The organism is Caproiciproducens sp. (genome assembly GCF_053840905.1).
Genome location: NZ_JBNLXQ010000006.1, coordinates 1 through 24,742, shown reverse-complemented (window position 1 = coordinate 24,742; position 24,742 = coordinate 1). Strand labels below are relative to the sequence as shown.

Annotated in this window: 29 protein-coding genes; 24 read left to right on the top strand and 5 right to left on the bottom strand. The window is 58.2% G+C overall.

What is annotated here, in order from left to right:
- Positions 1-9: 9 nt before the first annotated feature.
- The 4 genes from leuD to ACQGQ5_RS07460 all read left to right on the top strand — a co-directional run bounded on the left by leuD (position 10) and on the right by ACQGQ5_RS07460 (position 4,662).
- A complete protein-coding gene (leuD, locus tag ACQGQ5_RS07475; protein WP_455735904.1) occupies positions 10-492 on the top strand; it encodes a 3-isopropylmalate dehydratase small subunit in 483 nt (160 codons plus the stop codon).
- A gap of 278 nt (positions 493-770) precedes the next feature.
- A complete protein-coding gene (locus ACQGQ5_RS07470) occupies positions 771-1,460 on the top strand; it encodes a response regulator transcription factor (RefSeq protein WP_038326061.1) in 690 nt (229 codons plus the stop codon).
- A 3-nt stretch (positions 1,461-1,463) separates the two neighbouring features.
- Complete coding sequence (locus tag ACQGQ5_RS07465; RefSeq protein ID WP_455735903.1) at positions 1,464-2,954, top strand: ATP-binding protein; 1,491 nt, start codon at positions 1,464-1,466, stop codon at positions 2,952-2,954.
- Positions 2,955-2,979: 25 nt separating this feature from the next.
- A complete protein-coding gene (locus ACQGQ5_RS07460) occupies positions 2,980-4,662 on the top strand; it encodes a trypsin-like peptidase domain-containing protein (RefSeq protein ID WP_455735902.1) in 1,683 nt (560 codons plus the stop codon).
- Positions 4,663-4,826: 164 nt separating this feature from the next.
- On the opposite strand, the gene ACQGQ5_RS07455 is transcribed toward ACQGQ5_RS07460, so the two are convergent.
- The 4 genes from ACQGQ5_RS07455 to ACQGQ5_RS07440 form a co-directional block, all read right to left on the bottom strand.
- Positions 4,827-5,699 carry a DegV family protein gene (locus ACQGQ5_RS07455; protein ID WP_455735901.1) on the bottom strand — a complete coding sequence of 291 codons (873 nt, stop codon included), beginning with the start codon at positions 5,697-5,699 and terminating at the stop codon, positions 4,827-4,829.
- Between the two features lie 335 nt (positions 5,700-6,034).
- Positions 6,035-6,658 (bottom strand): ABC-2 transporter permease, encoded by a 624-nt coding sequence (locus tag ACQGQ5_RS07450; protein ID WP_455735900.1) that lies wholly within the window; start codon positions 6,656-6,658, stop codon positions 6,035-6,037.
- Entirely contained in the window at positions 6,655-7,512 is an 858-nt protein-coding gene (locus ACQGQ5_RS07445) for an ABC transporter ATP-binding protein (RefSeq protein ID WP_455735899.1), read from the bottom strand. Before ACQGQ5_RS07445 ends, ACQGQ5_RS07450 begins: the two co-directional genes overlap by 4 nt.
- Positions 7,513-7,542: 30 nt before the next feature.
- Positions 7,543-7,917 carry a GntR family transcriptional regulator gene (locus ACQGQ5_RS07440; protein ID WP_455735898.1) on the bottom strand — a complete coding sequence of 125 codons (375 nt, stop codon included), beginning with the start codon at positions 7,915-7,917 and terminating at the stop codon, positions 7,543-7,545.
- Positions 7,918-8,127: 210 nt separating this feature from the next.
- Between ACQGQ5_RS07440 and ACQGQ5_RS07435 the strand changes: the two genes are divergently transcribed.
- From ACQGQ5_RS07435 to hflX, 16 genes are all read left to right on the top strand, one after another.
- Positions 8,128-8,454, top strand: a complete 327-nt coding sequence (locus tag ACQGQ5_RS07435; RefSeq protein ID WP_455735897.1) for a hypothetical protein — start codon at positions 8,128-8,130, stop codon at positions 8,452-8,454.
- On the top strand, positions 8,444-9,700 hold the full coding sequence (locus ACQGQ5_RS07430) for a PBSX family phage terminase large subunit (protein ID WP_455735896.1): 1,257 nt from the start codon (positions 8,444-8,446) through the stop codon (positions 9,698-9,700). Before ACQGQ5_RS07435 ends, ACQGQ5_RS07430 begins: the two co-directional genes overlap by 11 nt.
- Entirely contained in the window at positions 9,697-10,821 is a 1,125-nt protein-coding gene (locus tag ACQGQ5_RS07425; RefSeq protein ID WP_455735895.1) for a serine/threonine protein phosphatase, read from the top strand. Before ACQGQ5_RS07430 ends, ACQGQ5_RS07425 begins: the two co-directional genes overlap by 4 nt.
- 15 nt (positions 10,822-10,836) lie before the next feature.
- Positions 10,837-11,799, top strand: a complete 963-nt coding sequence (locus ACQGQ5_RS07420; protein ID WP_455735894.1) for a hypothetical protein — start codon at positions 10,837-10,839, stop codon at positions 11,797-11,799.
- Between the two features lie 21 nt (positions 11,800-11,820).
- Entirely contained in the window at positions 11,821-12,168 is a 348-nt protein-coding gene (locus ACQGQ5_RS07415; protein ID WP_455735893.1) for a hypothetical protein, read from the top strand.
- A 17-nt stretch (positions 12,169-12,185) separates the two neighbouring features.
- A complete protein-coding gene (locus tag ACQGQ5_RS07410) occupies positions 12,186-13,199 on the top strand; it encodes a phage major capsid protein (protein ID WP_455735892.1) in 1,014 nt (337 codons plus the stop codon).
- Positions 13,200-13,209: 10 nt separating this feature from the next.
- Positions 13,210-13,566 carry a hypothetical protein gene (locus ACQGQ5_RS07405; protein WP_455735891.1) on the top strand — a complete coding sequence of 119 codons (357 nt, stop codon included), beginning with the start codon at positions 13,210-13,212 and terminating at the stop codon, positions 13,564-13,566.
- On the top strand, positions 13,563-14,240 hold the full coding sequence (locus tag ACQGQ5_RS07400) for a hypothetical protein (protein ID WP_455735890.1): 678 nt from the start codon (positions 13,563-13,565) through the stop codon (positions 14,238-14,240). The genes ACQGQ5_RS07405 and ACQGQ5_RS07400 overlap by 4 nt, the downstream gene beginning before the upstream one ends.
- A 78-nt stretch (positions 14,241-14,318) precedes the next feature.
- Positions 14,319-14,840: a LysM peptidoglycan-binding domain-containing protein gene (locus ACQGQ5_RS07395; RefSeq protein ID WP_455735889.1), complete on the top strand. Its 522-nt coding sequence runs from the start codon at positions 14,319-14,321 to the stop codon at positions 14,838-14,840.
- Complete coding sequence (locus ACQGQ5_RS07390; RefSeq protein ID WP_455735888.1) at positions 14,837-15,736, top strand: hypothetical protein; 900 nt, start codon at positions 14,837-14,839, stop codon at positions 15,734-15,736. The genes ACQGQ5_RS07395 and ACQGQ5_RS07390 overlap by 4 nt, the downstream gene beginning before the upstream one ends.
- 5 nt (positions 15,737-15,741) lie before the next feature.
- Positions 15,742-16,080: a hypothetical protein gene (locus tag ACQGQ5_RS07385; RefSeq protein ID WP_455735887.1), complete on the top strand. Its 339-nt coding sequence runs from the start codon at positions 15,742-15,744 to the stop codon at positions 16,078-16,080.
- A gap of 1 nt (position 16,081) precedes the next feature.
- Positions 16,082-16,417, top strand: coding sequence for a histidine kinase (locus ACQGQ5_RS07380; RefSeq protein ID WP_455735886.1), 336 nt, complete (start codon positions 16,082-16,084; stop codon positions 16,415-16,417).
- Positions 16,417-17,493: a baseplate J/gp47 family protein gene (locus ACQGQ5_RS07375; protein WP_455735885.1), complete on the top strand. Its 1,077-nt coding sequence runs from the start codon at positions 16,417-16,419 to the stop codon at positions 17,491-17,493. Before ACQGQ5_RS07380 ends, ACQGQ5_RS07375 begins: the two co-directional genes overlap by 1 nt.
- Positions 17,490-18,071, top strand: a complete 582-nt coding sequence (locus ACQGQ5_RS07370; protein ID WP_455735884.1) for a hypothetical protein — start codon at positions 17,490-17,492, stop codon at positions 18,069-18,071. Before ACQGQ5_RS07375 ends, ACQGQ5_RS07370 begins: the two co-directional genes overlap by 4 nt.
- An 11-nt stretch (positions 18,072-18,082) precedes the next feature.
- Positions 18,083-18,550: a hypothetical protein gene (locus tag ACQGQ5_RS07365; protein WP_455735883.1), complete on the top strand. Its 468-nt coding sequence runs from the start codon at positions 18,083-18,085 to the stop codon at positions 18,548-18,550.
- A 67-nt stretch (positions 18,551-18,617) separates the two neighbouring features.
- On the top strand, positions 18,618-19,877 hold the full coding sequence (hflX, locus tag ACQGQ5_RS07360) for a GTPase HflX (protein ID WP_455735882.1): 1,260 nt from the start codon (positions 18,618-18,620) through the stop codon (positions 19,875-19,877).
- 51 nt (positions 19,878-19,928) lie between these two features.
- Here the strand turns inward: hflX and ACQGQ5_RS07355 are convergent, their stop codons facing one another.
- A complete protein-coding gene (locus tag ACQGQ5_RS07355; protein WP_455735881.1) occupies positions 19,929-20,432 on the bottom strand; it encodes a flavin reductase family protein in 504 nt (167 codons plus the stop codon).
- A 197-nt stretch (positions 20,433-20,629) separates the two neighbouring features.
- On the opposite strand from ACQGQ5_RS07355, the gene ACQGQ5_RS07350 reads away from it, so the two are divergent.
- The 4 genes from ACQGQ5_RS07350 to ACQGQ5_RS07335 form a co-directional block, all read left to right on the top strand.
- Positions 20,630-21,850 carry an argininosuccinate synthase gene (locus ACQGQ5_RS07350; RefSeq protein WP_455735880.1) on the top strand — a complete coding sequence of 407 codons (1,221 nt, stop codon included), beginning with the start codon at positions 20,630-20,632 and terminating at the stop codon, positions 21,848-21,850.
- A 68-nt stretch (positions 21,851-21,918) separates the two neighbouring features.
- Positions 21,919-23,298 (top strand): argininosuccinate lyase, encoded by a 1,380-nt coding sequence (gene argH, locus ACQGQ5_RS07345; protein WP_455735879.1) that lies wholly within the window; start codon positions 21,919-21,921, stop codon positions 23,296-23,298.
- Positions 23,295-24,329 (top strand): N-acetyl-gamma-glutamyl-phosphate reductase, encoded by a 1,035-nt coding sequence (gene argC / locus ACQGQ5_RS07340; RefSeq protein ID WP_455735878.1) that lies wholly within the window; start codon positions 23,295-23,297, stop codon positions 24,327-24,329. Before argH ends, argC begins: the two co-directional genes overlap by 4 nt.
- A gap of 13 nt (positions 24,330-24,342) precedes the next feature.
- On the top strand, positions 24,343-24,742 hold a 400-nt coding region (locus ACQGQ5_RS07335), incomplete at its 3' end, for a bifunctional ornithine acetyltransferase/N-acetylglutamate synthase (RefSeq protein ID WP_455735877.1).

The following is a 24,742-nucleotide window of genomic DNA, read 5'->3' as shown; positions in this document are numbered from 1 at the left end:
GGGCTTGAAATGAACGCACACGGATTTGTACACAAATACGGGGACAACGTCGACACGGACGTGATTATTCCCGCGAGATACCTGAACACCGCTTCCCACGCGGAGCTGGCGTCGCACTGTATGGAGGATATCGACAAGGATTTTGTAAAGAATGTAAAAAAAGGCGACATCATTGTCGCGGCGAAAAATTTTGGCTGCGGCTCGTCGCGCGAGCACGCGCCGATCGCGATTCAGGCCAGCGGGGTGTCCTGCGTGATCGCGTCCACCTTTGCCCGCATTTTTTACCGCAACGCCATCAACATCGGGCTGCCGATTCTGGAATGCGCACAGGCCGCCGAGAACATCCGGGCGGGCGACGAGGTGGAGGTCAATTTCGACACCGGCGTGATTAAAAACCTGTCCAGCGGGAAAAGCTATAAGGCTCAGCCGTTTCCGCCTTTTATTCAGAATATCATCGAAAAGGGCGGTTTGTTAAACAGCATCATGAAATAACGGGACTACGGCTCTGTTGCCATGAATTTCGAGGGGGCGCTGCGGCGCTCCCTTTTTTCATGACGGAAACCCGTGTACCCGGTGCGGCGGCCTGCAATTCCTATATTATTTAAAAACTTTTATAAAAAATTCATGACTTTTCGGGCGAATTCCCTTATAATCAGATATATACATTCAGATTGGGGGCAGTTCCGTTCGGAATGAAAAATCAGGTTTATTTCCTGATGCCGTCCCATTCAAAACGCTGCGGCTGCGGGGTATGAAGGAGGAAGTTAAAAATGCCGGCTGGAAAAATTTTAGTGGTTGATGACGACCAGAATATATGTGAGCTGCTGAGGCTTTATATCGAAAAGGAAGGCTTTGAGGTTGCGATCGCCAACGACGGACGCAAGGCGCTGGAGGCTTTTGACGCGGAAGCCCCCGACCTGATTATGCTCGACATCATGCTGCCCGAGCTGGACGGCTGGCAGGTCTGCCGGGAAATCCGCAAGAAATCGCAGTGCCCGATCATCATGCTGACCGCGAAGGGCGAGGTCTTCGACAAGGTGCTCGGACTGGAGCTGGGCGCGGACGACTACGTGGTGAAGCCGTTTGAGGCAAAGGAGGTCGTGGCCAGGATCAAAGCCGTGCTGCGCCGCCTGGGCAAAAACAGCGAGGAGCTGGTGAAAGAGGTCAAATACGATAAGCTTTCCATCAACCTTACGAACTACGAGCTGCGGGTCAACGGCGTTCAGATCGACACGCCGCCGAAGGAAATGGAACTGATTTACCACCTTGCGAGCAATCCGAACCGCGTTTTTACGCGCGACCAGCTGCTCGACGAGGTGTGGGGCTTCGATTATTACGGCGACAGCCGGACCGTGGATGTGCACGTCAAGCGCCTGCGCGAGAAGCTGGAAGGCGTCTCCGACAAATGGGCGCTCAAAACGGTCTGGGGCGTCGGTTATAAATTCGAAGTTAAGGAATAAAAAATGCAGAAAACACTGTTTAAAAAGTATCTGCGGATTACCTCCTCGATTATTTTCATCAGCTTTCTGTTCCTGAGCTTCGTCATGCTGATTTTCTTTTCGAATTACTGGCAGACGGAAAAAAGGAACCTGCTGAGGAAGAACGCCCAGAGCGTGGCGGCAATCGCGGCGGACAGCGTTACTTCGGTGGAGGACAACGTCTATACGATCCACACCGACCGGATGAAGGCGTTTATCGCGGCCTTTTCCGACAACATCGACGCGGATATCTTTGTGACAAAGCTGAACGGCCAGATCGTGATCGCCTCCTACGACAGCACCAGCGGGATTAACGACGACCGGAATGTCAGCGAGGAAATCATGAAAAAGGCGATTTCCGGCGGGTACAGCAATCAGGGAACCATGGGCGGAATTTACAGCCAGCCTTATTACGTCGTCGGGGTGCCGATCAACGTGGTGAATATCGACGGCAGCAAGACCGCCATTGGCGCCGTGTTCACGGCTTACAATGTGCGGTCGTTCAATACTTTCCGCGGGGAAATCCTGCGGATGTTTTTGCTGGCCGCCATCGCCGCGTTTATGGTATCGTTCTGCGCGGTGTGGCTGTTCTCCTATAAACTGGTCCAGCCGCTGCGCAATATGGCCGCGGCGGCGCGTTCCTTCGGGGACGGAAACTTTTCCGTGCGCGTGCCGGTCACCAGCCAGGACGAAATCGGCCAGCTGGCGATCGCCTTCAACAATATGGCGAGTTCCCTCTCCACGGGCGAAAACGTAAGGCGCAATTTTATCGCAAACGTATCGCACGAGCTGAAAACGCCGATGACGACGATCGCGGGCTTTATCGACGGGATTCTGGACGGCACGATTCCCGAGGAGAAGCAGAGCCATTATCTGAGTATCGTCTCGCAGGAGGTCAAGCGGCTGTCCCGGCTGGTGCGCACCATGCTGGACCTTTCCAGAATCGACAGCGGCGAGCTGAAGCTCCGCCCGGGAAGGTTCGACCTGACCAATACGATTCTGATCGCGCTTCTGTCCTTTGAAAAGGCGATTGAAGACAAGAAGCTGGAAATCCGCGGGCTGGAGGACGCGGAAAGCCTGTTTGTGGACGGCGATCCGGATATGATCCATCAGGTCGTGTATAATCTGATAGAAAACGCGGTCAAGTTTACCAACGTGGGCGGGTATATCGAGATCAGGATCCTTGACCAGTCCGACAGGACCAGCGTCGTGATCAAAAACAGCGGCCCGGGCATTGCCCCGGAGGAGCTTTCGCTGATTTTCGACCGTTTCTACAAGACCGACAAGTCCCGCAGCCAGGATAAAAACGGGATGGGCCTGGGATTGTATATCGTCCGTACGATTATTAAGCTGCACGGTGGGGAAATTAATGTCAGCAGCGTGCAGAATGAATATTGTCAGTTTGAATTCTGGCTGCCCAAAATCAGCGAGCCGCACCTGTTAAAGGACGGGTCATCCGAGCAGGTCAAAGAATAAATCATTTTCAGAAAGGGTATTTCTTATGAGTGACAGCGAGTTCGATCATAATCATAACGGGGGGAAAGACCCGTGGGATACCGGGGACATCAACCAGCCCGCGGACGAACAGCCCGCGGCGGCGGAACAGGGGAGCGGCCCGGAGCAGGAGCGGCCGGAGGAACGGCAGGAACAGGACTCGCCGCCTTCTGCTGAGCAGGAGGAAACGCCCGCCCCGCCTGACCCGGACAGCCGGAATACGGAACAGGTGCCGCCCCCTTACGGCCAGCCGCCGTATCAGGACCCGCAGAACCCGTATCCGCCCTACGGCCAGTACAACAACCCGTATGGCCAGTATCATCAGCCCTACGGGAACTATAACGGCCCCTACGGCGGCTATCGCCAGGACCAGTACGGCCAGCAGCCGTACTGGTCGTATCAGCCGTACGGCGGGCAGCACCCTGATCAGGACCCGCGGGAGCCGAAACCGCCCAAACGAAAGAACACCGGCCTGCGCGTGTTCCTCTGGATTCTGGGAGGGCTGACGGCGGCGTTCGTGCTGGGCTTCTGCATTTACGGCGTTCAGACGGCCGTCGGCCAGCAGAGCGGCTGGCCGCAGAACACAACCTCGCAGCCGGAATACGACGACGGGGAGGATTCCGCCAGTTCGGGGAGCGCATCCAGCCAGACGCAGATCCAGGGCGGAATCAAGGGCGACGGGACCAATCCGAACTCCCCCGGCATTACGATCGTGCCCGAGCCGGCTACCGGCCAGCTGAACGCGAAGGACGTCTACAAGAACGTAGTGGAAAGCGTGGTCGGGGTGGAAACCACCGTGGCCGGCACAACGGCCAGCCAGGGCGGCGTGATCCAGGGCACCGGCATTGTGGCCAGCAAGGACGGATATATCCTGACGAACGCGCATGTGGTCAATTATTCCCGCGCGAACAAGGTTAAGGTCATCCTTCACGATAAGAAAGAATACGAGGCGACGGTCGTCGGCTACGACAAAACCTCCGACCTCGCCGTGCTGCGCATCAACGCGAGCAGCCTGAGCGCCGCGGTGTTCGGAAACGCGGACCAGCTCGAAATCGGGGACGAGGTGATCGCCATCGGCAATCCGGGCGGCATGGAGTATTCCAGCTCCCTGACGGGCGGCTACGTGTCCGCGCTGAACCGCACCATCGAAAGCCACAGCGACAACGGCATGACCTACATCCAGACCGACGCGGCCATCAATCCGGGCAACTCCGGCGGTCCGCTGGTCAATATGTACGGGCAGGTGGTCGGCATCAATTCCAATAAAATTGTCGCCACCGGCTACGAGGGAATGGGCTTTGCCATTCCCGTCAGCAAGGCGAAAACCATCATCGACGACCTGGTCGCGCGCGGATATGTCAGCGGGCGCAGCCGTCTGGGCATTACGGCCACGACCATCACCGATATCCAGTCGCAGCTTTCCGGCTACCCGACCGGCGTGATGATCCGGGAGATCAGCCCGGAAAGCGACCTGACGAAATCCGGCGTCGCCGTGGGCGACGTGATTACCAAGGCGGACGGCCAGGCGGTCGCCAGCCTGGACGATCTGTACGCGGTGCTGAACAAGCACAAGGCGGGCGACACCCTCTCGCTGACCGTTTTCAGAATGGGTACCGGACAGAGCACCGGCAGCACCCGGACGGTGAAAACGAAACTGCTGGAAGACAAGGGCGAAACACAGGCAAAATAATGCAAAACAAAGCGCCCCGACAGGCTTTTCAAAGCCGTGCCGGGGCGCTTGCTTTTTCCGGGCAAAGGGGGAACGAACTCTTTCCGCCGCGCTGGGCGCGGCACCTCCCTCAAGGAGGGAGGCGGGGATGAGTCGTCCCGTCCATTCGGGTTTGTCCTGACGATTTAACGGTGCGTGCCGAGGAAAAACAGCGCGATGGTTCCCGGGCCGGAGTGTGCCCCGATCACCGGGCCGACGTAGTTGGTCACGACAGTCTTGACGCCGAATCTGCTTTTCACCTGTTCCGCCACATAGTCGGCGTCCTCCTGGGAATCGCCGTGGCTGATGAACACGACCTGCGAAGCGGGGTCGATTGCCGTTTCCTCCATATGGTCGACCAGCGCGGTGAGTGACGCGCGGCGGCCTCTGACCTTTCCGACGTTGATCAGGTGGCCTTCGTCGTCCACATGCAGGACGGGTTTGATGTTCAGCATGGTGCCGATCAAAGCGGTCGTCGCGGAGATCCTGCCGCCGCGTTTCAGGTGGTTCAGGTCCTCCACGGTGAACCAGTGGCAGAGGTGCAGCTTGTTCTCTTCCAGCCAATTGCGCACCTCGTCGATGCTTTTGCCGCCGCGCTTTTGCCGGACGGCGTGGTAGACCAGCAGCCCCTGCCCCAGAGAGGCGCAGAGCGTGTCCACGGCGTATGCCCGGCGCTCCGGATATTTTGCCGCCAGCTCCTTGCAGGCCATCTGCGCGGCGTTGAAGGTATTGCTCAGCCCGCTGGAAAACGCGATGCAGAGGACGTCTTTTCCGGATTGGAGGATCGGCTCCATCGCGCCGGAAAAGGCCCCCACATTCACCGCGGAGGTCGTACAGCTTTCTCCCGCGCGGATACACCGGTAAAATTCCTGAAAGGAGAGCTCGCGCCCGTCCAGATAATTGCGGTATTCCTTTTCCGCCAGATTAAAGGAGAGTGGGAGCACGGTAAGCTCTAAATCCCGGGCCATTTCCGCGGTCAGATCACAGGAGGAATCCGTTACTATGACAAAATCGTTCATACGCTTCTCCTTACCTTCTGTCATAAAATTTACTGATTAAAATAACCAATTTCAAGAATATCCACAGCATTTCCAGTTGATTCTGAAACAAGGTTGTGTTCCTCCCCCACCGAAGGGGAGAGGAATGTGCTTTGTTTCTCAAACTGAAATATCATTGCTATAAAATTCTCTTATCATAAAATATATTCTATCATTTTCCAACTGAAATATAAGTCGAATCCGGAATTAATTCGGGAATATAATATAAAAAATAAGATTATGTAATATGGAATATTAGGTTCGGCTAACAAAAAAGGAACGGATTTCCGTTCCTTTTTTTAATGCTTTATTATGCCCTAATTTTCCTTGTTCTCCAGTATCTTGCAGGAGAGATAATAGGAAACCACGGAAAAGACCACCAGAAAAACGGGCGAAATTTTCAGCAGGAAGAGGATCTGTGCGTCGCTCGGCGCGGCAAATCGCGCCTGTTTCAAGAGGAAAGCGCCGAGTGTGGGAATCAGAACAATCACCAGCAGCGCAAGCCGCGCTTTCTGCGTTCCGAACCGGTAAAACAGCGGGATCAGAATTTCGCAGAGCAGCAGAGCCGCCCCGGAAGCGGCGTAAATAGTGAGACCGGTTTCTTCCGACAGGCTGCCGGACAGCAGGTTCATCAAAAACGGAATCAAAGCCATTCCGCAGGTCAGCAGAAGAGTGAGAAGATATCTGGCAAAAACAAGTTTTCCCCTGGTAATCGGAAGAGTAAGCGCGTAGGTATTCCATTTTGACATTTCATCATAGGCAAAGGCGTTTGTGAGAACAATCATCGGCAGCATCGGTATCAAGGTGAGCAGCATAGAAGTGATCTGATCGGTTCCGCTCCCCGTTGCGGCAAAAAAGATGATATAGAAAGCCAGCAGGAACAGGAAAATCCGCCCCTGCCTTTTCAGGTACAAAAGATCTTTCAGCAATAATCCCGTCATGATCTGCCCCCCTTTACATAAATCAGCATGATATCGTCTATGGTGGCCGGGTCAATAACCAGGCCGGAATATTTCCGCCGGGCGGCGTCCCGGTCCGTTACCAGCGCTTCATAGCCGAAATCGGTTTTGCGCCAGCGGACAAGATCGTCCGGATCGATCCGCTGGAAATCCTTCGGGCCGCATTTCACGATCCCGTACTGATAAATCAGGTCGTCCTTGGAGCGGTCGAAAATGATCTTTCCCTCGTGGATGAAAACGACATAATCCGCTACCTTCTCAAGGTCGCCGGTAATGTGGGAGGAAAACAGGACGGAGTGGGATTCATCCTGAATGAAGTCGAGAAAGATATCGAGGATTTCGCTGCGCACGACCGGGTCAAGACCGCTGGTCGCCTCGTCAAGGATTAAGAGGCGCGGGCGGTGGGCCAGCGCGCTGGCAATGCTCAGCTTCATCTTCATTCCCTTGGAATATTCTTTGATCATTTTGTTTTTCGGCAGCTTGAACTGGTTCAGATACCGGCTGAACAGATCGTCGTCCCATGTCTGAAAGACCGACCGCAGGATGGAAGCGATGTCCCCGGCTTTAAATTCGCCGTGAAAGTAGCTTTCGTCGAACACCACGCCGATCTGTTCCTTGATTTTCTGTTCGTCCTTTCTGTTGTCCAATCCGAAAATCTGGACGGAACCGCCGTCCCGCTTCATTTCATTTAAGATCAGCTTGATGGTGGTTGTTTTCCCCGCCCCGTTTTCGCCGACAAAACCGACGATGCTGCCGCTTGGGACCGTAAAGCTCACGTTCTGCAGATGAAATGACGGGTAATCCTTACAAAGATTGCTGACTTTGATGTTGTCCATAGTTACCTCCATGGCGCTGTGCCGGATTTTTTAATCGCCGTTGTACAGCAGGGTGAGCGTTTCGCTGAGCTCCTCCAGCGTAATTCCGCCCGACCTTGCCACATCCACGGCGTTTTGCAGAAGATTTTCCGCTTTGCGCAGCTGCTCCTCGCGGATAAACTCCATGTTTTTCTGCGCGACAAAGCTCCCCTTGCCGGCAACCGTTTCAATAAACCCCTCCCGCTCCAGATCCTCGTAGGCGCGCTTGGTGGTAATGACGCTGATGTGCAGCTCCTTTGCCAGCAGCCGCATGGACGGCAGGGCCTCGCCCGCCTGCAGCGCGCCGGTAATGACGCTGTTTTTGATCTGTTCGGTAATCTGCTCGTAAATCGGTTTCCCGCTTGCGTTGCTGATGATGATGTCCAAATGATCACCTCGAAGCGAATCAGGCTGTCGATCAAGCCGCGCACACTTTTCCGACGCCCGACAGTTTTTCGATATGCTAATATTGTATATATCGTATATATACAATAACTCGTATATCTTCGTTTGTCAAGAAATAATTTTTGGTTTCCTTTCCTCTTTTTGGGAAATAAACGGGGGGATGTGCCGGAGGGTTGAAAGGAGGCTGAAGGTTTGGAAAGCAATTCGGAAACAGGGGAAAGAACCCGCAAACGGGTGCGCAGGGGATACGAAAGGCTGGCCTACGGCGGGATCGCGGACGCGGTGCGGCTGCTGTTTACGGAGGAGCCCGATCTGACGGCGCTGGACAAGATGGACCTGTACAACATTGCGGAAATCAAGCGGCCGAAGGGCGGCGGGATGGAAATCAAGTTCTTTGACCGGATCAAGGCCCTGCAGAGCCTGGAAGAGCTGAGCGGGGCCGGCGGGGATTCCCTGCCGCTGTACCGCACCCTGCAGGAATGCGCAAGGTCCCTCGGCGGGGGCGAAGATGGAGTTTAAGACCTTTTCGAGAAAGCAGCTTCAGGCGCTTTCCTGGTGGTGCCCGGGCAGCCCGTATGAAAGCCGGGACGCGGTGATTTGCGACGGGGCGGTGCGCAGCGGAAAAACGCTCTGCCTCGGGATTTCGTTTGCCGCGTGGGCGCTCTGCCGTTTTCAGGACCGCTCGTTCGCCATCTGCGGCAAGACCATCCGCTCCCTGAAACGGAACCTGATTACCACGCTGCTGCCGGCCCTGCAGGAATCGGGCTTCCGGTGTGAGCTGAAGGCCGCGGAAAACCGGCTGGACATTTCCTGCGGAAAGCACTGTAACCGGTTCTATCTGTTCGGCGGGCGGGACGAAGGGTCCTCCGCGCTGATTCAGGGAATTACCCTTTCCGGCGTCCTGTTCGACGAGGTGGCGCTGATGCCCCGTTCGTTTGTGGAACAGGCGCTCGCGCGCTGTTCGGTGGAAGGCTCCAAATTCTGGTTCAACTGCAACCCGGAAAACCCGCAGCACTGGTTTTACCGCGAATGGATCCAAAAGGCGGAGCGGAAAAACGCGCTGTACCTGCATTTCACCATGGAGGACAACCCGTCGCTCAGCCCGCAGATCCGCGCTCGGTACCGCGGGCTTTACGCGGGGACGTTTTACGAGCGCTTCGTGCTTGGGAAATGGGTGGCGGCGCAGGGGCTTGTCTACCCGTTCATGACGGACGGGATGCTCTGCGCCGCGCCGAAGGACTGCGAAAGCTACGCCGTTTCCTGCGACTATGGCACCGTAAACCCGTCCTCGTTCGGGCTGTGGGGGAAAAAGGAAGGCGTGTGGTACCGGGTGGACGAATATTACTACGATTCGCGCGCGGCCGGCGCTTCCCGCACGGACGAGGAGCATTACGCCGGGCTGGCACAGCTCTGCGGGGAACGCGAAATTGAAAGCGTCGCCGTCGACCCTTCCGCCGCCAGCTTTATCGAGACGATCCGGCGGCACGGAAAATACCGCGTCCTGCCCGCGCAGAACGAGGTGCTCGACGGCATCCGGCAGGTCAGCGTCGCTTTGAAGCAGGGGGACGTGAAAATCTGCCGCAACTGCGCGGACGCGGTGCGGGAATTCGGCCTGTACCGCTGGAACGACGACAAAAGCCGGGACGCGCCGGTAAAAGAAAACGATCACGCGATGGACGATATCCGGTATTTTGTAACGACGCTTCTCCGCAGGGAGGACGCCTTCTTTGCAATTGCCGCGCCGCGCGGGAAAGGAGAGCAATGATAGGAAAAAGACAGAAACCGCAGCCGGTGGCCCGGGCGGTGCAGACCGCGGCGTCCGCTTCGCCCTTTCCCGCGCTGGACGGCTACGTGCCGCTGCAGACGGGTGAAAACAGGCTTTACGCCGCGCTGCGCGAGGCGGTGCCGATCATCGACGCGGGCATCGATAAAATCGTCCGGCTGATCGGCGGCTTTACCGTTCGCTGCGGCGGCGGGAATACGGAGGCCCGCCTGAATTCCTTTTTACAGAACATAAAAGTGAATTCCATGGAGGCGGGCGTGCAGAGCTTTTTAAACGACTATCTGTCGCAGCTTTTGACCTACGGCAACGCGGTGGGGGAAATGGTGGTAAGCGGCGGGACCGTCGCCGCGCTGTACAACGCGGGGCTGGAGGACGTGGAGCTGAAAGCCGTCAGCCCGCTGCACACCGAGGTTTACCGCCGTGAGCCGGGCGGAAGCGTAAAGGTGAAATACCCGGAGCTGGTGTTCTGCTCCGCGCTGAATCCCCCGCCCGGCAGCGCGCGGGGGGTGTCCCTGCTGCACGGGCTGCCGTTCGTCAGCGGAATCCTGATCCGGATTTACAATACCATCGGCGTGAACTGGGAACGGCTGGGAAACGTGCGCTTCGCCGTGACCTATAAACCCACAAACGACGCGGCGGACAGGGCTTACGCGAAGGAGCGCGCCCAGCAGATCGCCGGGGAGTGGAGCCGCGCGATGCGGAAGGACAGTGTGAGCGATTTTGTGGCCGTCGGGGATGTGAGCATCAAGGCGATCGGCGCGGACAACCAGATCCTGGACAGCGCTGTGCCCGTGCGCGAAATGCTGGAGCAGATCGTGGCGAAGCTGGGTCTGCCGCCGTTTCTGCTGGGGCTTTCGTGGTCCTCCACCGAACGAATGTCGAGCCAGCAGGCGGATATCCTGACCAGCGAGCTGGAAGCGTACCGCCGTATTTTGAATCCGGTCATTTCCCGTATCTGTTCCCTGTGGCTGCGGCTGAACGGACACGAACCGGAGTTTACCGTCGAATGGGAGGATATCACGCTGCAGGACGAAATCGAGTCGGCAAACGCGCGGTACCTGAACGCAAAAGCGGAGCAGCTGGAAGCCGCCGCGAAAACGTGAGAAAGGAAGGATGACTTGAAAGAGGGATATGTGCTGAAAAGCAATCAAAAGCCGGACGGGGACGCGCTGGAAAAAATCAACCGCTATACCCGCAGGGAGTTTTCCGCCGAGGAGATCTATACCTTTTCGGTGGTGCTGTGCGACAACGAAATCGACCGCGACTGCGAACGGTTTACAGCGGAGGCGCTGGAAAAGCTGGCGGTGCTGTTCGTGGGGAAAACCGGGATTTTTAACCACAGCATGCAGACGCAGAACCAGACGGCGCGCATTTACGACTGCGCGGTGGAACGGGACGGCGAACGGACGAACGAAGCGGGCGAGCCGTACTGCCGCCTGGTGGCGCGGGCGTATCTGCCGAAAAGCGACAAAAACCGCGACCTGATTCTGGAGCTGGACAGCGGCATCAAAAAGGAAGTCAGCGTGGGCTGCGCGGTCAGAAAGGTCACGTGCAGCATCTGCGGCGCGGACCTGAAAAAGGGCGGCTGCGCCCATGGGAAAGGGAAGCGCTACGGCGGGAAAACCTGCTGCGCGGTTTTAAGCGAGCCGACGGACGCCTACGAATGGTCGTTTGTGGCGGTGCCCGCCCAGCGCGAGGCCGGAGTGATCAAGAACTTTTCCACCGAAAACGCGGAAGAGGTGGAAAAAACGCTCGCACTCGCCAACGGGGAGGTCACCTTGAGCGCAGAGCAGGCGCGCCGGCTTTCCAAACGGCTGGAAGCGCTGAAAGAGCAGGCCGAGTGCGGGAAGCTGTACCGCGGAGAGCTGGAAAACAGCTTCGTGAAATACGCGGGCATCGCGCAGCCGGAAATCCCGGCGCGGACGGCGGCGCGCGTCGCCGCCGAAATGGAGCTCGGGGACCTGAAATGCTTTGAAAAGGCATACCGCAAAAAGGCGGAGGAGGTCCTGCCTTTGGCCCCGCAGCTTGCCGCGGCGCGCCGGGCTGGGGATCCCGGGTTCAACGCGGAATTTAAAATATAAAGAACAAACGGAGGAGAGAAAATGAACATTTCTTTGAACGGTTACGGCGAACAGGTGGCTACTTTTGAGGCGGAAACCGGCGTGGTTCCGGGAATTCCGGTAAAGATGACCGGAAACGGCCTTGTCGGCGCGGGTCAGGCGCAGGACGAATTCTGCGGGGTGGCGGTTTCCGTGCGCGGGGGCTTCGCGGCGGTACAGCTGCACGGCTATGTGACGGTGCCGTATTCCGGGACCGCTCCGGCGGCCGGATACCGGTTCCTGAGCTGTGACGGGAACAGCGGGGTACAGGTACAGGCCGAAAGCACGGGCAGGAGCCTGCTCGTCACCGACGTGGACGTTGCGGCGCAGACCTGCGGAATCATTCTTTAATAACGGGAGGAAAAAAGATGGCATTTTATGAATCGGTAAAACTCGAAAAAGGGATGTACGGAACACCGGGGAAAAGCTTTACGGAGGTTCTGGAAAGCCTGGACCCCACTGAAAATTACGCGGGCACCGGGCTGGAAGGGCTTGACGCGTACCAAAGACAGCTGAAACGCTTCGATATCCGCGTGGGCGGCGCGGATTCCGACCGGCTCGAAAAGTTTTTCCAGACGGCGGATTCCTCGGCGCTTTTCCCGGAGTACGTCAACCGCGCGGTGCGTCAGGGAATGGAGCTGGCGAACCTGCTGCCGAACCTCGTCGCGACGACGACCAACATCGGCTCTATGGATTACCGCACCATTACGTCCAATCCGGGCAGGGACGACAAGGCGCTCAAACCCGTCGCGGAGGGCGCGCAGATTCCGCAGACCGTCGTCAGGACGCAGGACCATCTGGTCAGGCTGCAGAAGCGCGGCAGGATGCTGGTCGCGAGCTACGAGGCGCTCCGCTTCCAGAAGCTGGACCTGTTCACCGTCACCCTGCGCCAGATCGGCGCTTATATCGCCCGCGCGCAGCTTGCGGACGCGGTGGAGGTGCTGCTGCACGGGGACGACGGTCAGTCGCCCGCCGGTACGGTGGAAACGGCCGGCACCAAACCGGATTACGCCGATATGGTGAATCTGTGGGGCTCCCTTGCGCCGTATTCGCTCAATACCATGCTGGCTTCCACGGCGACCGTGAAGGATATCCTGTCCATCGGCGAGTTTAAGGACGCGAACGCGGGACTGAATTTTCAGGGTACCGGCAAGCTGGCCGCCCCGCTCGGCGCGAACCTTCTGCATGTGCCGGATTTGGAGGACAACCGGATCATCGGGCTCGACAAAACCTGCGCGCTGGAAATGGTGCAGGCCGGAGGAGTGCGGACCGATTACGACAAGCTGATCGACCGCCAGCTGGAGCGCGCCGCCATCACCGCGATCGCGGGGTTCGCCAAGATTTTCGACAGCGCCGTCAAGGTGCTGAGCTATCAGTCCTGAGGGCGCCGATATGGTGATTGAGGATGTGGCCGAACGCTTTGCGCTGATGGCGGACTTAAGCGCCGAGTCAGCCGCCCGGTTCCTGCCCCTGTGCGAGGACGCGATGACGGAAATCGGCCGCCGCGTCAAAGAGGACGTTCCCGAAGCGCAGGGGCTTCTGTGCGCGGCGGCGGCTTCACTCGCGCTGTACCGCTGGGCGGTGACGACGGCGGGGTCCGGGGTGGAGAGCTTTTCGGCGGGGGATATCAGGGTGACGAAAAGCTGCGCCGGTGTGGAAATGGCCAGACAGGCGTGGCGGGAATCCGTCGCCGCCGCGGCCCCGTATTTAAAGGACGACGGTTTTTTGTTTGAGAGGATTTGCCCATGAAGCGGAAGGAAGCGCTGGAAAGGCTCTTTCAGAAATACGGCGAAAAAGCGACCGTCCGTGACCGGGAAGTCAGCGCGATTTTACGGCCTTTGCAGTACAAAAGCGGCGCGTCCCTGAATCTGCCCACGGAATATTACGATAACCTGCATTACCTTTACACCGGCCCTGCAGGGGAACCGCTTTGTACCGGGGATGAGGTTTCCAGCGGCGCGCGCAACTACGTTGTCAAGCGCGCCGACACGGCCCTGATGGCGGGGGAGGAGCTTTACGTCTGGGCGGTTCTGAAGGTGCTGGACGACGGCGCGGACCGGGAGGTGTTTCTGGAAGCGGACGGAAAACGGGCCGCGGTCGCGGACAGCTACACGGTAAAATGCGTGCAGCAGAGCCGGACGGTTTCGGCCTGGGGCGAACAGGACGCGGTTTCCACCGCGCCCGGGCGGATCAGCTATGAGCTGACCGTCCGGAACGTCCGGCCTGAAAACGGCGCGGATCTGTGCGCGCTTTCCAGCTTTTGCCTGATCGCCGCTGGGAAGGGCGAAAGGACGGTCTATTCCGGGTGCAGATGGAAAAACATCACCGCGGAGGGCGGGGCGGGCAACACACCCCGCCAAAGCATGGAACTGGTGGCCGCGGCGCGGACACGGGAGAAGGAGGCGGAAAGCGGTGGACAGTGAGCTGGACGAGATTTCGGAAGGACTGGAACGGGATTTCCGCAGGTATCCCCATCCGCTGGACACGGGGGAGGAAAACGCATGAAAATACAGCCCATGAGCTATAAAAATTATGTGTGGCCCTTTAACCCGAAGCAGGTGGAGGTCGCCTATTCCAGAAATATCCAGAACCTGAAGCTGCCCCTGTACGGGAGCGTCCTGCAGGATCTGGGCTTTGACAAGCGGGTCGTGACCGGGTCGGGGGAATTCATCGGCGGCGGATGCATGGAGGAATTCAGCCGTCTGGCGGCGGTGTTCGCCTCCGGGGAAAGCGGGCTGCTGCGCCTGCCGGGGGACACGCCGTTCCCGGCGGCGTTCGCGTCGCTGAAAATGATCGGTGAAGCCCAGCCGGACTGCGTTTCCTACAGCTTTGTCTTTGTGGAGGACGACGCCGGTCCAAAGGAGTCTTCCCTTTCCGAAACAAGCTATGTCTGCAGGGGCGGGGAAAGCCTGTGGGAAGTGGCGAACCTTTACGGGACGGATGTGGATACGCTGAAAAACCTGAATCCGCTGGTACAGTGGCCGAACGCGCTGGATGCCGGGCAAAAGGTGGTGCTTCCGTGACCTATGTGGGCGTAACGCCGCAGGGGGTGGGGCTTTTGCTCCCGCCCCCGGCTGCGGCAAGGCTGGTTTGCGGGGAGGACGCGCCGGCGGACGGTTTTACCGGCGTATTCCCGCTTGAAAAAAGCCTGGGGCGGCTGACGGGGCTGAAAATCTATGACCGGAACCGGAAGCTGTGCTTCGACGGAATCATGGACGAGCAGAAGGAAAGCGTCGGCGGCGGATGGAAGCTGACGCTTTCCGCCCGCAGCCGCGCCGCGCTCCTGCTGGACAACGAGGCCGTTCCGCAGACCTACTGTATGCCGTCGCTGAAGACCGTCTTTGAAAGGCATGTGAAGCCCTACGGCTTTTCGGGCTTTATAGGCGACAGCCGGGCCTTTCACGGAACGTACACGGTGACGAAGGGAATGAGCGAGTGGCAGGCCGCCGCCGGATTCTGCACCCGGTTTTTAAAAGCGGCGCCGCGGATTGCGGACGGCACGTTCGACGCGTCCGGCGCGAAGCCGCAGGGGGAACTGCTGTTTGACAATGCGGGCGGGATCGGGTATACCTCCGTTTCGGTGGAAAACCTGTACTGCAGCGCTTTTTCGGAGGTTCTGGCAAAGTCCGGAAGCGCCGGGACTTACAGCCCGGCGGCACAGAGCGCGGAGGCGGTTTCCCTTGGAATCCGGCGCAGGAGATGCCTTGCGCAGGGCGACGCCGACGGGCTGATCCGCGCCGCGGAGAAAAAGGCGTACCGGGTGACCGCGGACTGTCCGGGGGAAATCGCGGCCGCTCTTTTTACAGCCGCAAGGGTGCGGGACCCGATGCTCGGCACAGTGGAAAAGCTGTATGTTTCACAGACGGAGTACCGCCTGAACGCAGACGGGGAAAGCACCCGGTTTACTTTGAGGAGGTGAGGAGCATGTGGCTTTCACAGCAGGTGATCGCCGCGCAGAACCGGAAAACCGCCGCACAGGTGGCGGAAGTGACCGGGGCGGCGGTGATGCAGGGAGAAAACGGATACAGGAGCATTCCGCTTTTGGGGCCGTGGGGCATCGCCTATCTGCCGCCGAACGCGGCGAAGACGGTTGTTGTCGGCACCGGTTCGGGGAACGCCTGTATCGGCGCGGTGACGGAGGAAAAAGGAATCGCCCCGGGTGAGCTGCTGCTGTTTTCGTCCGGCGGCGCGAGCATTTACCTGAAAAACAGCGGAGAGATCGTCGTCAACGGACAGGTCTTTGCCGCGCAGAAGGGAGATTAGCATGGATACGGCGTTAATCGGAGGGGATTTTCTGCCCGGTTCCAACGGCCGCCCGAAGCAGATCGGCGGCGCGCAGGAGCTTTTACAGCGCGCCGCGGTCCGTTTGACCGTACCGCTCGGCGGCTTTGTGTACGACCCTTCCCTCGGGAGCCGGCTGTATGAACTGAAGCCGGGCGGCAGCGGGCTGAACGAAAAGGCTCTTGCCATGGCGCAGGAAGCGCTTAGGGCCCTGCCGCAGGTCACGGTGGAGCGCGCCCAATGCTCGGGGGACCCGCCGGCCGCGGTGGTCACACTGAGCTGCGGCGGGGAGAAAGCGGAGATAGAGGTGAAATTTTAATGTACAGCTATCAGGAAATATTGACGCGGATGCAGGATGAGTTTACGTCCCTTACCGGATACGCCCCGGACGACGCTTCGAACATCGGCATCCGTATGAAGGTGCTGGCAGGGGAGCTTTATTCGATCGGCAGCGCGGTGGACTGGCTGAAAATGCAGACGTTCGCGCAGAGCGCGCAGGGGGAGCAGCTTGAGCTGCGCGCGCAGGAGCGCGGGCTTCAGCGCAAGCAGGCGGTGGCGGCCCGGGGAAGCATCGTCTTTCAGCGTGCCACAACGCTTTGGTACGACGTTCCGGTTCCCGCCGGAACGGTCTGCGCGGCCTCCGGCGACGAGCCGGTACGGTATGTCACGACCGAAAGCGCCCTGCTGAAAAACGGCGAGCTGAGCGTCGAGGTCCCGGCAAAAGCGGAACAGGGCGGGAAAAGCGGGAACACGCAGCCGGGCACCGTCACCGTCATGGTCACGCCGCCGCCCGCCATAGAAAGCGCGTCGAATCCGTCCGCCTTCACCGGAGGGGAGGACGGCGAAAGCGACAGCGAGCTGCGCGCCCGTCTGATGCAGAGCTACGCGAGCATTTCCAACGGCACCAACGCGGCCTTTTACCGCGAATGCGCTTTGAAGTACGACGGCGTTTACTCCGTGGGCGTGGTACCGCGCGAAAACGGAGCGGGAACGGTCGGACTCTACCTTGGCGGCAGGGGCGCGGCTCCCCTGCCGGAAATCGTCGGCCGGGTGCAGAATGATCTGAACCTGCTGCGTGAAGTGAACGTCGACGTGAAGGCTGCGGCGGCGCAGACCGTCCCGGTGGAGATCGACATTGCCGTTACCCCGGCGGACGCCGTTTCCGAGCAGGATGCGAAGGCCGCCTGCGAACAGGCGGTCAGGGAATACTTTGACGAGCTGTCGGTCGGGGAGCCGGTGATTGTGACCGCGCTGGGCGTATGGGTTTTCGCGACGGGAAAGATCAAAAATTATCTCTTTAACACATCCGTGACCATGGACAGGAAGATCGGCGCGAATCAGCTTGCGGTCTGCGGCACGGTGCGGGTGGGGCATTACGCGGGGGTTGGGCAATGAAAGCTTTGGAATCGATGATCGCGAAAATGAAAGCGGCAAAGCTCTATTCGCTCAGCGGGAATACCACCGTGGACTGTGAGCTGCGGGCGTACGCGCAGGGGTTTGCCATGGTCTGCGGCGAGCTGGAAACGCTGCAGCGGGAAAGCTTTGTCGACACCGCGTCGGATTACGGGCTGGAAAATGCGGAGAAGCTTTTGCGGATCGGCGCGCAGGGAAACGGGGAAGAACGGCGCAATGCCGTCATGAAGCGCTGCGCCGTTACGCCGAACGATTTTACCGTGAGCGATATGGAGCGAATTTTTGCGATGGAGGGCGTCGATGCCCGAATCTGCGAACGGTTCGCCGATCAATGCGTTTATGTAAACTGCATGGACGCGTCGTTCACGGAAAAAAAGAAAGAAGCCGTTTTGCAGACTGCCAAAAACTACCTTCCCGCACATTTGAACGCGGAACTGGATTTTAGAAGCATTTCATGGAACAATATCGACGGTGCGGATGAAACGTTTGACATAAAAGACGCTTTTTCCTACACGTGGGATGCGATCGACGGTTTCGGCGGCGGAATGGTAAAGATCTGAAGGAGGAAGCAATGCCTACAAACAATAAAACATCCCTGGGACTGAACAGCTGGGTGGGAACCGACAAACCGATGCGCGGCGACTTTGTGGCGGACAACACGCTGCTGGATTCGCTGCTGGCTGCCCATTTCGGAAATACGCAGATACATTTGTCGCCGGAGGACCGGACTTTGCTCACACAGGCGTTTACCGTCGGAAGCTACTATGGAAACGGAGAAGCCTCGCAGGTGATCACGCTGCCGTTTGCGCCCCGATTCGTGCTGGTTTTTATGGAAGGAATGCCCGCAAACGACTATTTTCCGGGCGGCGGATATAACGAAAACAGCTTTGCGGCTGCTGCCCAGACGGGCGAAAGCAGGGGCGTTTCTCTTTCCGAAGGCAAGCTGACGGTGTACCAGACGCAAAATGCACAGGCCGGAGGAATCCTGAATAATTTAAATAGCGATACGATGAGTTATCTCTATGTCGCTTTTCGATAGAATTTGCATTATTTCGGGTTTTGAGATAAAATAATAGCGAAAAAACAGCAGATCATGCTGAAAGGGGATGGAAAAACTGGAGCTGTACGAAAATGAGGAAAAACCGGAGCGCGCGCTGCTGGTGGAAGTCAATACGGGCGAATATGACGCGGAAACTTCGCTGGCGGAGCTGTACGAGCTTGTCAGCAGCGCGGGAGCGGAACCTTTCGGCGCAATCACGCAGAACCGGCCCACTTACGACAACGCTACCTGCGTCGGGTCGGGAATGATGGAGGAAATAGCGGATTTCTGTGAAAAGCATGAAATCGACCTGCTTATTTTTGACTGTGAGCTTTCTCCTACTCAAATCCGGAATATTGAACAGATCAGCAAGGTGCGCGTCGTGGACCGCACGATGCTGATTCTGGATATTTTCGCGGCGCGCGCGAAAAGCAAAGAGGGCCGGCTCCAGGTGGAGCTGGCGCAGCTGAAGTACCTGCTGCCCCGGCTGTCCGGCAAGGGAACGTCGCTTTCCCGCCTCGGCGGCGGAATCGGCACGCGCGGCCCGGGCGAAAGCAAGCTGGAAACCGACCGGCGGCATATCCGCAGGAGGATCGACACGCTCAGGGAGCAGCTGGAAGCGGTGGAAAAGCACCGCAGCCAGATTACCCGCCGCCGTCAGAAGGACGGGGTCGTCACCGTTGCGCTGGTGGGCTACACCAACGCGGGGAAATCCACGCTAATGAATACCCTGACACAGGCCGGGGTGCTGGCGGAAGATAAGCTTTTCGCCACGCTGGACCCCACCGCCCGCTCGCTGAAGCTGCCGAACGGCGCCACGGTGATGCTGATCGACACCGTCGGGCTGGTGCGCCGCCTGCCGCATCATCTGGTGCAGGCTTTCCATTCCACGCTGGAACAGGCTGCCACCGCCGACATCATCCTGAATATCTGCGACGCTTCCAGCCCGGAAGCACAGGAGCATTTGAAAATCACGAAGGACCTTTTGTCGGAGCTTGGCTGCGAGGGAAGGCCGGTGATCCCCGTGTTCAACAAATGCGACCTTCTTCCCGCGGCCAACATCATCCCGTTTATGGGCAATTCCGTACGGATCAGCGCGGCGACGGGTGCGGGGACCGATAAACTGCTCAGCGCGATCGAGGAGAATCTGCCGGTCAAAAGCAAACGGGTGAAGATGCTGCTTCCGTTTTCGCAAAGCGGCCTCGCGGCGCAGATCCGCCGCGAGGGGACGGTGGAAAACGAGGAGTACACCGACCTTGGGCTGGTGCTGACGGCACAGGTCCCGTCAACCCTGGACGGTTCCATCGGAAAATATATCATTGAATGAAAAGAGCCGGTTCCCACAGCAGGGAACCGGCTCTTTTCCGCTTTTTGAGGGCTACGCTTTTTCCAGTACCTTTACGATTTCACCGACGAACATCTTGTGGTAGTCCTTCTGGGGATAGCACTTTCCGTCGATCGCGGGGTCGATAAAGCAGGCGGGGTCAATGGGCTGGCCGTGCAGCTTGCGGCAGATGAAAACGAGCTTTGCCTCTTCAAAATAAGGCGCGGCTTCGTCGTAAACGGGCGTCAGGCCGGCGTCTTTGATCTTGTCGGTATCGCGGCCGGAGCGGCTGCCGCAGTAGTTCAGGGCCTTGCGCTGCGACTCGTCGAAGAAGCAGAGGGAATAAAAATCCTCTTTTTCGATGAATTCGAGAGTATAACGCTGCGGACGGATAAAAATAAAGGAAACGTATCGGTTCCAAAGCTCGCCCAGAGCGCCCCAGCTGGCCGTCATAGTGTTGCACTTTTCCCGGCTGCCTGCGGTAATCAGCATCCACTCCTTATCGATCTTGGTGAATGGATTAAAATTCATGGTGGTAATGTCGATTTGCTGAAACATCAAAAACACCTCCGTTAAATTGGTCCTTGTTTCTATTTTATTTTATCACGTTTGGATATATCCCACAATCAAAAATAATTTGATTTGGCTGTTTTTATCTATTAAAGATAAAATGAATATTTATGCACAAAATGCTTGAATTTCCGTATAAATAGTGTATAATAAAACACAACAAAACAAAACGGGAGGCCTATGCAATGGAAAACAAGATTAAAAAAGTAGTTCTCGCCTATTCCGGCGGATTGGATACTTCGATTATTATCCCCTGGCTGAAGGAAAATTATAACAACTGCGAGGTCGTCGCGGTCGCCGCGGACGTCGGGCAGGGCGCGGAGCTGAACGGCCTTGAGGAAAAGGCGAAAAAGACGGGCGCGTCAAAGCTCTATATCGCCGACCTGAAAAAGGCGTTTGCCGAAGATTATATCTGGCCGACGCTCAAGGCCGGGGCCGTGTACGAGAACAAATATCTGCTCGGGACCTCCTTTGCAAGGCCGCTGATCGCGAAAAGGCTGGTGGAAATCGCCCAGGCCGAGGGCGCGGACGCCATCTGCCACGGCTGCACCGGCAAAGGCAACGACCAGGTGCGGTTCGAGCTTGCCATCAAGGCATTCGCGCCGAAGATGAAAATCATCGCCCCGTGGAGGGAGTGGTCCATCAAATCCCGCGACGAAGAGATCGACTACGCCGAGGCGCACAATATTCCGCTGAATATTACGAGGGAGACGAACTACTCCAAGGATAAAAACCTGTGGCATCTTTCCCACGAGGGCCTCGATCTGGAGGACCCCGCGAACGAGCCGGCCTATCAGAAGCCGGGCTTCCTGGAGCTGGGCGTTTCGCCGGAGCAGGCGCCCGACAAGCCGACCTACGTCACCCTTGCGTTTGAGAAGGGCATCCCGGTGTCCCTCAACGGCAGCAGGCTCTGCGCGGTCGACATGATTGCGCAGCTGAATCAGATCGGCGGGGAAAACGGCATCGGTATCGCGGATATCGTGGAAAACAGGCTGGTGGGCATGAAGTCCCGCGGCGTGTACGAAACCCCGGGCGGCACCATTCTGTACCACGCGCACAACAAGCTGGAAGAGCTCTGCCTTGACAGGGACACCTACCACTACAAGCAGGGCGTGGGCAATAAATTTGCGGAGCTGGTTTATTTCGGCCAGTGGTTCACCCCGCTGCGCGAGGCGCTTTCCGCCTTTGCGGAAAGCACCCAGCAGACCGTGACCGGCGAAGTGAAGCTGAAGCTGTACAAGGGCAATATTATCGACGCGGGGGTCACTTCCCCGTATTCTCTCTATGACGAGGATATTGCGACCTTCAGCGAGGACGAGGTCTACAATCAGGCGGACGCCAACGGGTTTATCAACCTGTTCGGGCTGCCGATTCAGGTACAGGCGCTGAAAAAGCAGAAAAAATAAGAGATTATCCATTTTGGGGCAGGCATACGGTCTGCCCCACATTTTCAATAAAACGGAGGGTGTGTGACTTGAAGCTGTGGGCGGGAAGATTCCATAAGGAGCTCGATCAGAAAACCAATGATTTTAATTCATCCATTTCCTTTGACAGCCGGATGGCAAGGGAAGATATAGAGGGCAGTATTGCCCACGCAACCATGCTCGGCGCCTGCGGGGTGATCGACGCGGCGGAGAGCGAAAAAATCTGTGCGGAGTTGAAAAAAATCCTCGCGGAGATCGAAAACGGAGCGCTTTCCATCGACGGGGAAGCCGAGGATATCCACACCTTTGTGGAGGGCGAGCTGACCGCGCGGCTGGGAGCCGCGGGCAAACGGCTGCACACCGCGCGCAGCCGGAACGACCAGGTTGCGGTGGACGTGAAGCTGTATCTGAAAAAACAGTGCGTCCTGCTGCACGGTCAGATCAAGGAGCTGATCGGCGTGCTGTGTAAAAAGGCGCTGGAAAACAGCGATGTGGTCATGCCGGGCTACACCCACATGCAGCGCGCGCAGCCCATCACCTTCGGGCACCACCTTCTGGCCTACGCGGAAATGTTCCAGCGCGACCTGTCCCGTCTGGAGGATACCGGAAAGCGCATGGACGAATGCCCGCTCGGCTCCGGCGCGCTGGCGGGGACCACCTATCCGCTGGACCGCGAGATGACCGCTTCCCTTTTGGGCTTTGCCGGGGCGACGAACAACAGCCTCGACGGCGTTTCCGACCGGGATTTCTGCATGGAGCTTGCCGCGGATATCGCCATCGCCATGGTGCACCTTTCCCGGTTTTCGGAGGAAATCATCCTCTGGTGCTCGTGGGAATTCAAATTTGTGGAGCTGGACGACGCGTTTTCCACCGGCTCCAGCATCATGCCGCAGAAAAAGAACCCCGATATCGCGGAGCTGGTCCGGGGCAAAAGCGGGCGCGCCATCGGCGACCTGACCACGCTGCTGACCATGATGAAAGGCCTTCCCCTTGCGTACAACAAGGATATGCAGGAGGATAAGGAAGCGATTTTCGACGCGGCGGACACCCTGCATATGTGCCTGACCGCCTTTATCCCGATGGTGGACACCATGCGGGTGCTGCCTCAGAACATGCGGAAGGCGGCGGCGAAGGGCTTTATCAACGCGACCGACTGCGCCGATTATCTGGTCGGAAAGGGAATGCCCTTCCGCGACGCGTACAAAGTGACCGGCGAGCTGGTGGCGTACTGCATTGAAAACGGGCTGACGCTCGAAACCGTGCCGCTTGAGAAGTACAAAGAATTCAGCGGGCTGTTCGACGGCGGGATCTTCGACGCGATTTCGCTGGGAAACTGCGTGAACGGCAGGAAGGTGCTGGGCGGCCCGGCTCCGGAAAATGTGCGCGCACAGGCGGAAAGAGTGCTGAAAAAGCTGGGGGTGCAACCATGATCCGGGCGGGCGTGGTCGGCGCGACGGGCTACGCGGGCGCGGAGCTCTGCCGGCTGCTGAGCGGGCACCCGCAGGCACAGCTTGCGGCGGTCAGCTCGGTCAGCTTCGAAGGGCAGGCCCTTTCGGAAATTTACCCGGCGTACCGCGGCGTATGCGACATGGTCTGCGGCACCCAGAGCGAGGTCGTTGAAAAAAGCGATGCGGTCTTTGCCGCGCTGCCCCACGGCCTTTCGCAGGAGCTGGCCGCGGAATGCTTCGCAAAAGGAAAGGTCTTTATCGACCTCGGCGCGGATTTCCGGCTGGAAAACGAGGAAGATTACCGCGAGTGGTACGGCGGGACGTTCCTGTATCCCGACCTTCACGCGCTCGCCGTTTACGCTCTGCCGGAGCTTTTCCGGGAACAGATCCGGGGCAAAAAAATCATTGCGAACCCCGGCTGCTACACCACCGCGGTGCCGCTTGCGCTCGCGCCGGCTTTGAAAAACGGCCTGATTGAGAAGGACGGCATCATTGCCGACTGCAAAAGCGGCGTGACCGGCGCGGGCAGGAAACCGAGCCAGAACACCCATTACCCGGAGCTGAACGAGGGCATGAGCGCCTATAAGGTCGCCTGCCACCGGCATACGCCGGAGATGGAGCAGAGCCTTTCCCATGCGGCGGGCGCGCCGGTGAAGCTGACCTTCGTGCCGCATCTGCTGCCGGTCAACCGGGGGATCCTCGCCACCTGCTACGCGAAGCTGGCCGCGGGAGCAACCATGGAACAGATACAAAAAGCCTATCATGACGCGTACGATTCGGAATATTTTATCCGGCTGCTGCCGAAAGGCGTAGAAGCGGACATCAAAAATGTACGATATTCCAATTTCTGCGATATTTCACTCCACACCGATTCCCGTACCGGCATGCTGGTCGCCATCTCGGCGATCGACAACATGGTCAAGGGCGCGGCGGGGCAGGCGATCCAGAATATGAATCTTGCATTTGGAATAGAAGAAACAGCCGGGCTGAAAGCATTGCCCCCGGCATTTTAAGGGGATAGTGAGAATGGAATGGATCGAGGGCGGCGTTACCGCCGCACAGGGCTTTACCGCAGCGGGGATTTACAGCGGAATCCGCAAAAACAAATCGAAGCCGGATCTCGCGATGATTTATGCAAAGGTTCCGTGTTCCGCCGCGGCCGTCTATACGCAGAACTTAGTCAAGGGCGCGCCGGTTGTGGTGACGCGGAAAAATATCGCCGACGGCAAAGCGCAGGCGGTGATCTGCAATTCGGGCAACGCAAACACCTGCAACGCCGACGGCGAGGAAAAGGCGTGGAGGATGTGCGAAATCGCCGCGAAGGAGCTCGGCATTGCGCCGCAGGACGTGGTCGTCGCCTCCACCGGGGTCATCGGCCAGGTGCTGCCGATCGAGCCGATCGAACAGGCCGCTCCCGCGCTGGCAA

What these genes read in the sequence shown, in the direction of transcription:
- leuD (WP_455735904.1), top strand. Translation starts at nt 10, where the DNA reads ATGAACGCACACGGATTTGTACACAAATACGGGGACAACGTCGACACG.
- ACQGQ5_RS07470 (WP_038326061.1), top strand. Translation starts at nt 771, where the DNA reads ATGCCGGCTGGAAAAATTTTAGTGGTTGATGACGACCAGAATATATGT.
- ACQGQ5_RS07465 (WP_455735903.1), top strand. Translation starts at nt 1,464, where the DNA reads ATGCAGAAAACACTGTTTAAAAAGTATCTGCGGATTACCTCCTCGATT.
- ACQGQ5_RS07460 (WP_455735902.1), top strand. Translation starts at nt 2,980, where the DNA reads ATGAGTGACAGCGAGTTCGATCATAATCATAACGGGGGGAAAGACCCG.
- ACQGQ5_RS07455 (WP_455735901.1), bottom strand. Translation starts at nt 5,699, where the DNA reads ATGAACGATTTTGTCATAGTAACGGATTCCTCCTGTGATCTGACCGCG.
- ACQGQ5_RS07450 (WP_455735900.1), bottom strand. Translation starts at nt 6,658, where the DNA reads ATGACGGGATTATTGCTGAAAGATCTTTTGTACCTGAAAAGGCAGGGG.
- ACQGQ5_RS07445 (WP_455735899.1), bottom strand. Translation starts at nt 7,512, where the DNA reads ATGGACAACATCAAAGTCAGCAATCTTTGTAAGGATTACCCGTCATTT.
- ACQGQ5_RS07430 (WP_455735896.1), top strand. Translation starts at nt 8,444, where the DNA reads ATGGAGTTTAAGACCTTTTCGAGAAAGCAGCTTCAGGCGCTTTCCTGG.
- ACQGQ5_RS07425 (WP_455735895.1), top strand. Translation starts at nt 9,697, where the DNA reads ATGATAGGAAAAAGACAGAAACCGCAGCCGGTGGCCCGGGCGGTGCAG.
- ACQGQ5_RS07415 (WP_455735893.1), top strand. Translation starts at nt 11,821, where the DNA reads ATGAACATTTCTTTGAACGGTTACGGCGAACAGGTGGCTACTTTTGAG.
- ACQGQ5_RS07410 (WP_455735892.1), top strand. Translation starts at nt 12,186, where the DNA reads ATGGCATTTTATGAATCGGTAAAACTCGAAAAAGGGATGTACGGAACA.
- ACQGQ5_RS07405 (WP_455735891.1), top strand. Translation starts at nt 13,210, where the DNA reads ATGGTGATTGAGGATGTGGCCGAACGCTTTGCGCTGATGGCGGACTTA.
- ACQGQ5_RS07400 (WP_455735890.1), top strand. Translation starts at nt 13,563, where the DNA reads ATGAAGCGGAAGGAAGCGCTGGAAAGGCTCTTTCAGAAATACGGCGAA.
- ACQGQ5_RS07395 (WP_455735889.1), top strand. Translation starts at nt 14,319, where the DNA reads ATGAAAATACAGCCCATGAGCTATAAAAATTATGTGTGGCCCTTTAAC.
- ACQGQ5_RS07385 (WP_455735887.1), top strand. Translation starts at nt 15,742, where the DNA reads ATGTGGCTTTCACAGCAGGTGATCGCCGCGCAGAACCGGAAAACCGCC.
- ACQGQ5_RS07380 (WP_455735886.1), top strand. Translation starts at nt 16,082, where the DNA reads ATGGATACGGCGTTAATCGGAGGGGATTTTCTGCCCGGTTCCAACGGC.
- ACQGQ5_RS07375 (WP_455735885.1), top strand. Translation starts at nt 16,417, where the DNA reads ATGTACAGCTATCAGGAAATATTGACGCGGATGCAGGATGAGTTTACG.
- ACQGQ5_RS07370 (WP_455735884.1), top strand. Translation starts at nt 17,490, where the DNA reads ATGAAAGCTTTGGAATCGATGATCGCGAAAATGAAAGCGGCAAAGCTC.
- ACQGQ5_RS07365 (WP_455735883.1), top strand. Translation starts at nt 18,083, where the DNA reads ATGCCTACAAACAATAAAACATCCCTGGGACTGAACAGCTGGGTGGGA.
- hflX (WP_455735882.1), top strand. Translation starts at nt 18,618, where the DNA reads ATGGAAAAACTGGAGCTGTACGAAAATGAGGAAAAACCGGAGCGCGCG.
- ACQGQ5_RS07355 (WP_455735881.1), bottom strand. Translation starts at nt 20,432, where the DNA reads ATGTTTCAGCAAATCGACATTACCACCATGAATTTTAATCCATTCACC.
- ACQGQ5_RS07350 (WP_455735880.1), top strand. Translation starts at nt 20,630, where the DNA reads ATGGAAAACAAGATTAAAAAAGTAGTTCTCGCCTATTCCGGCGGATTG.
- argC (WP_455735878.1), top strand. Translation starts at nt 23,295, where the DNA reads ATGATCCGGGCGGGCGTGGTCGGCGCGACGGGCTACGCGGGCGCGGAG.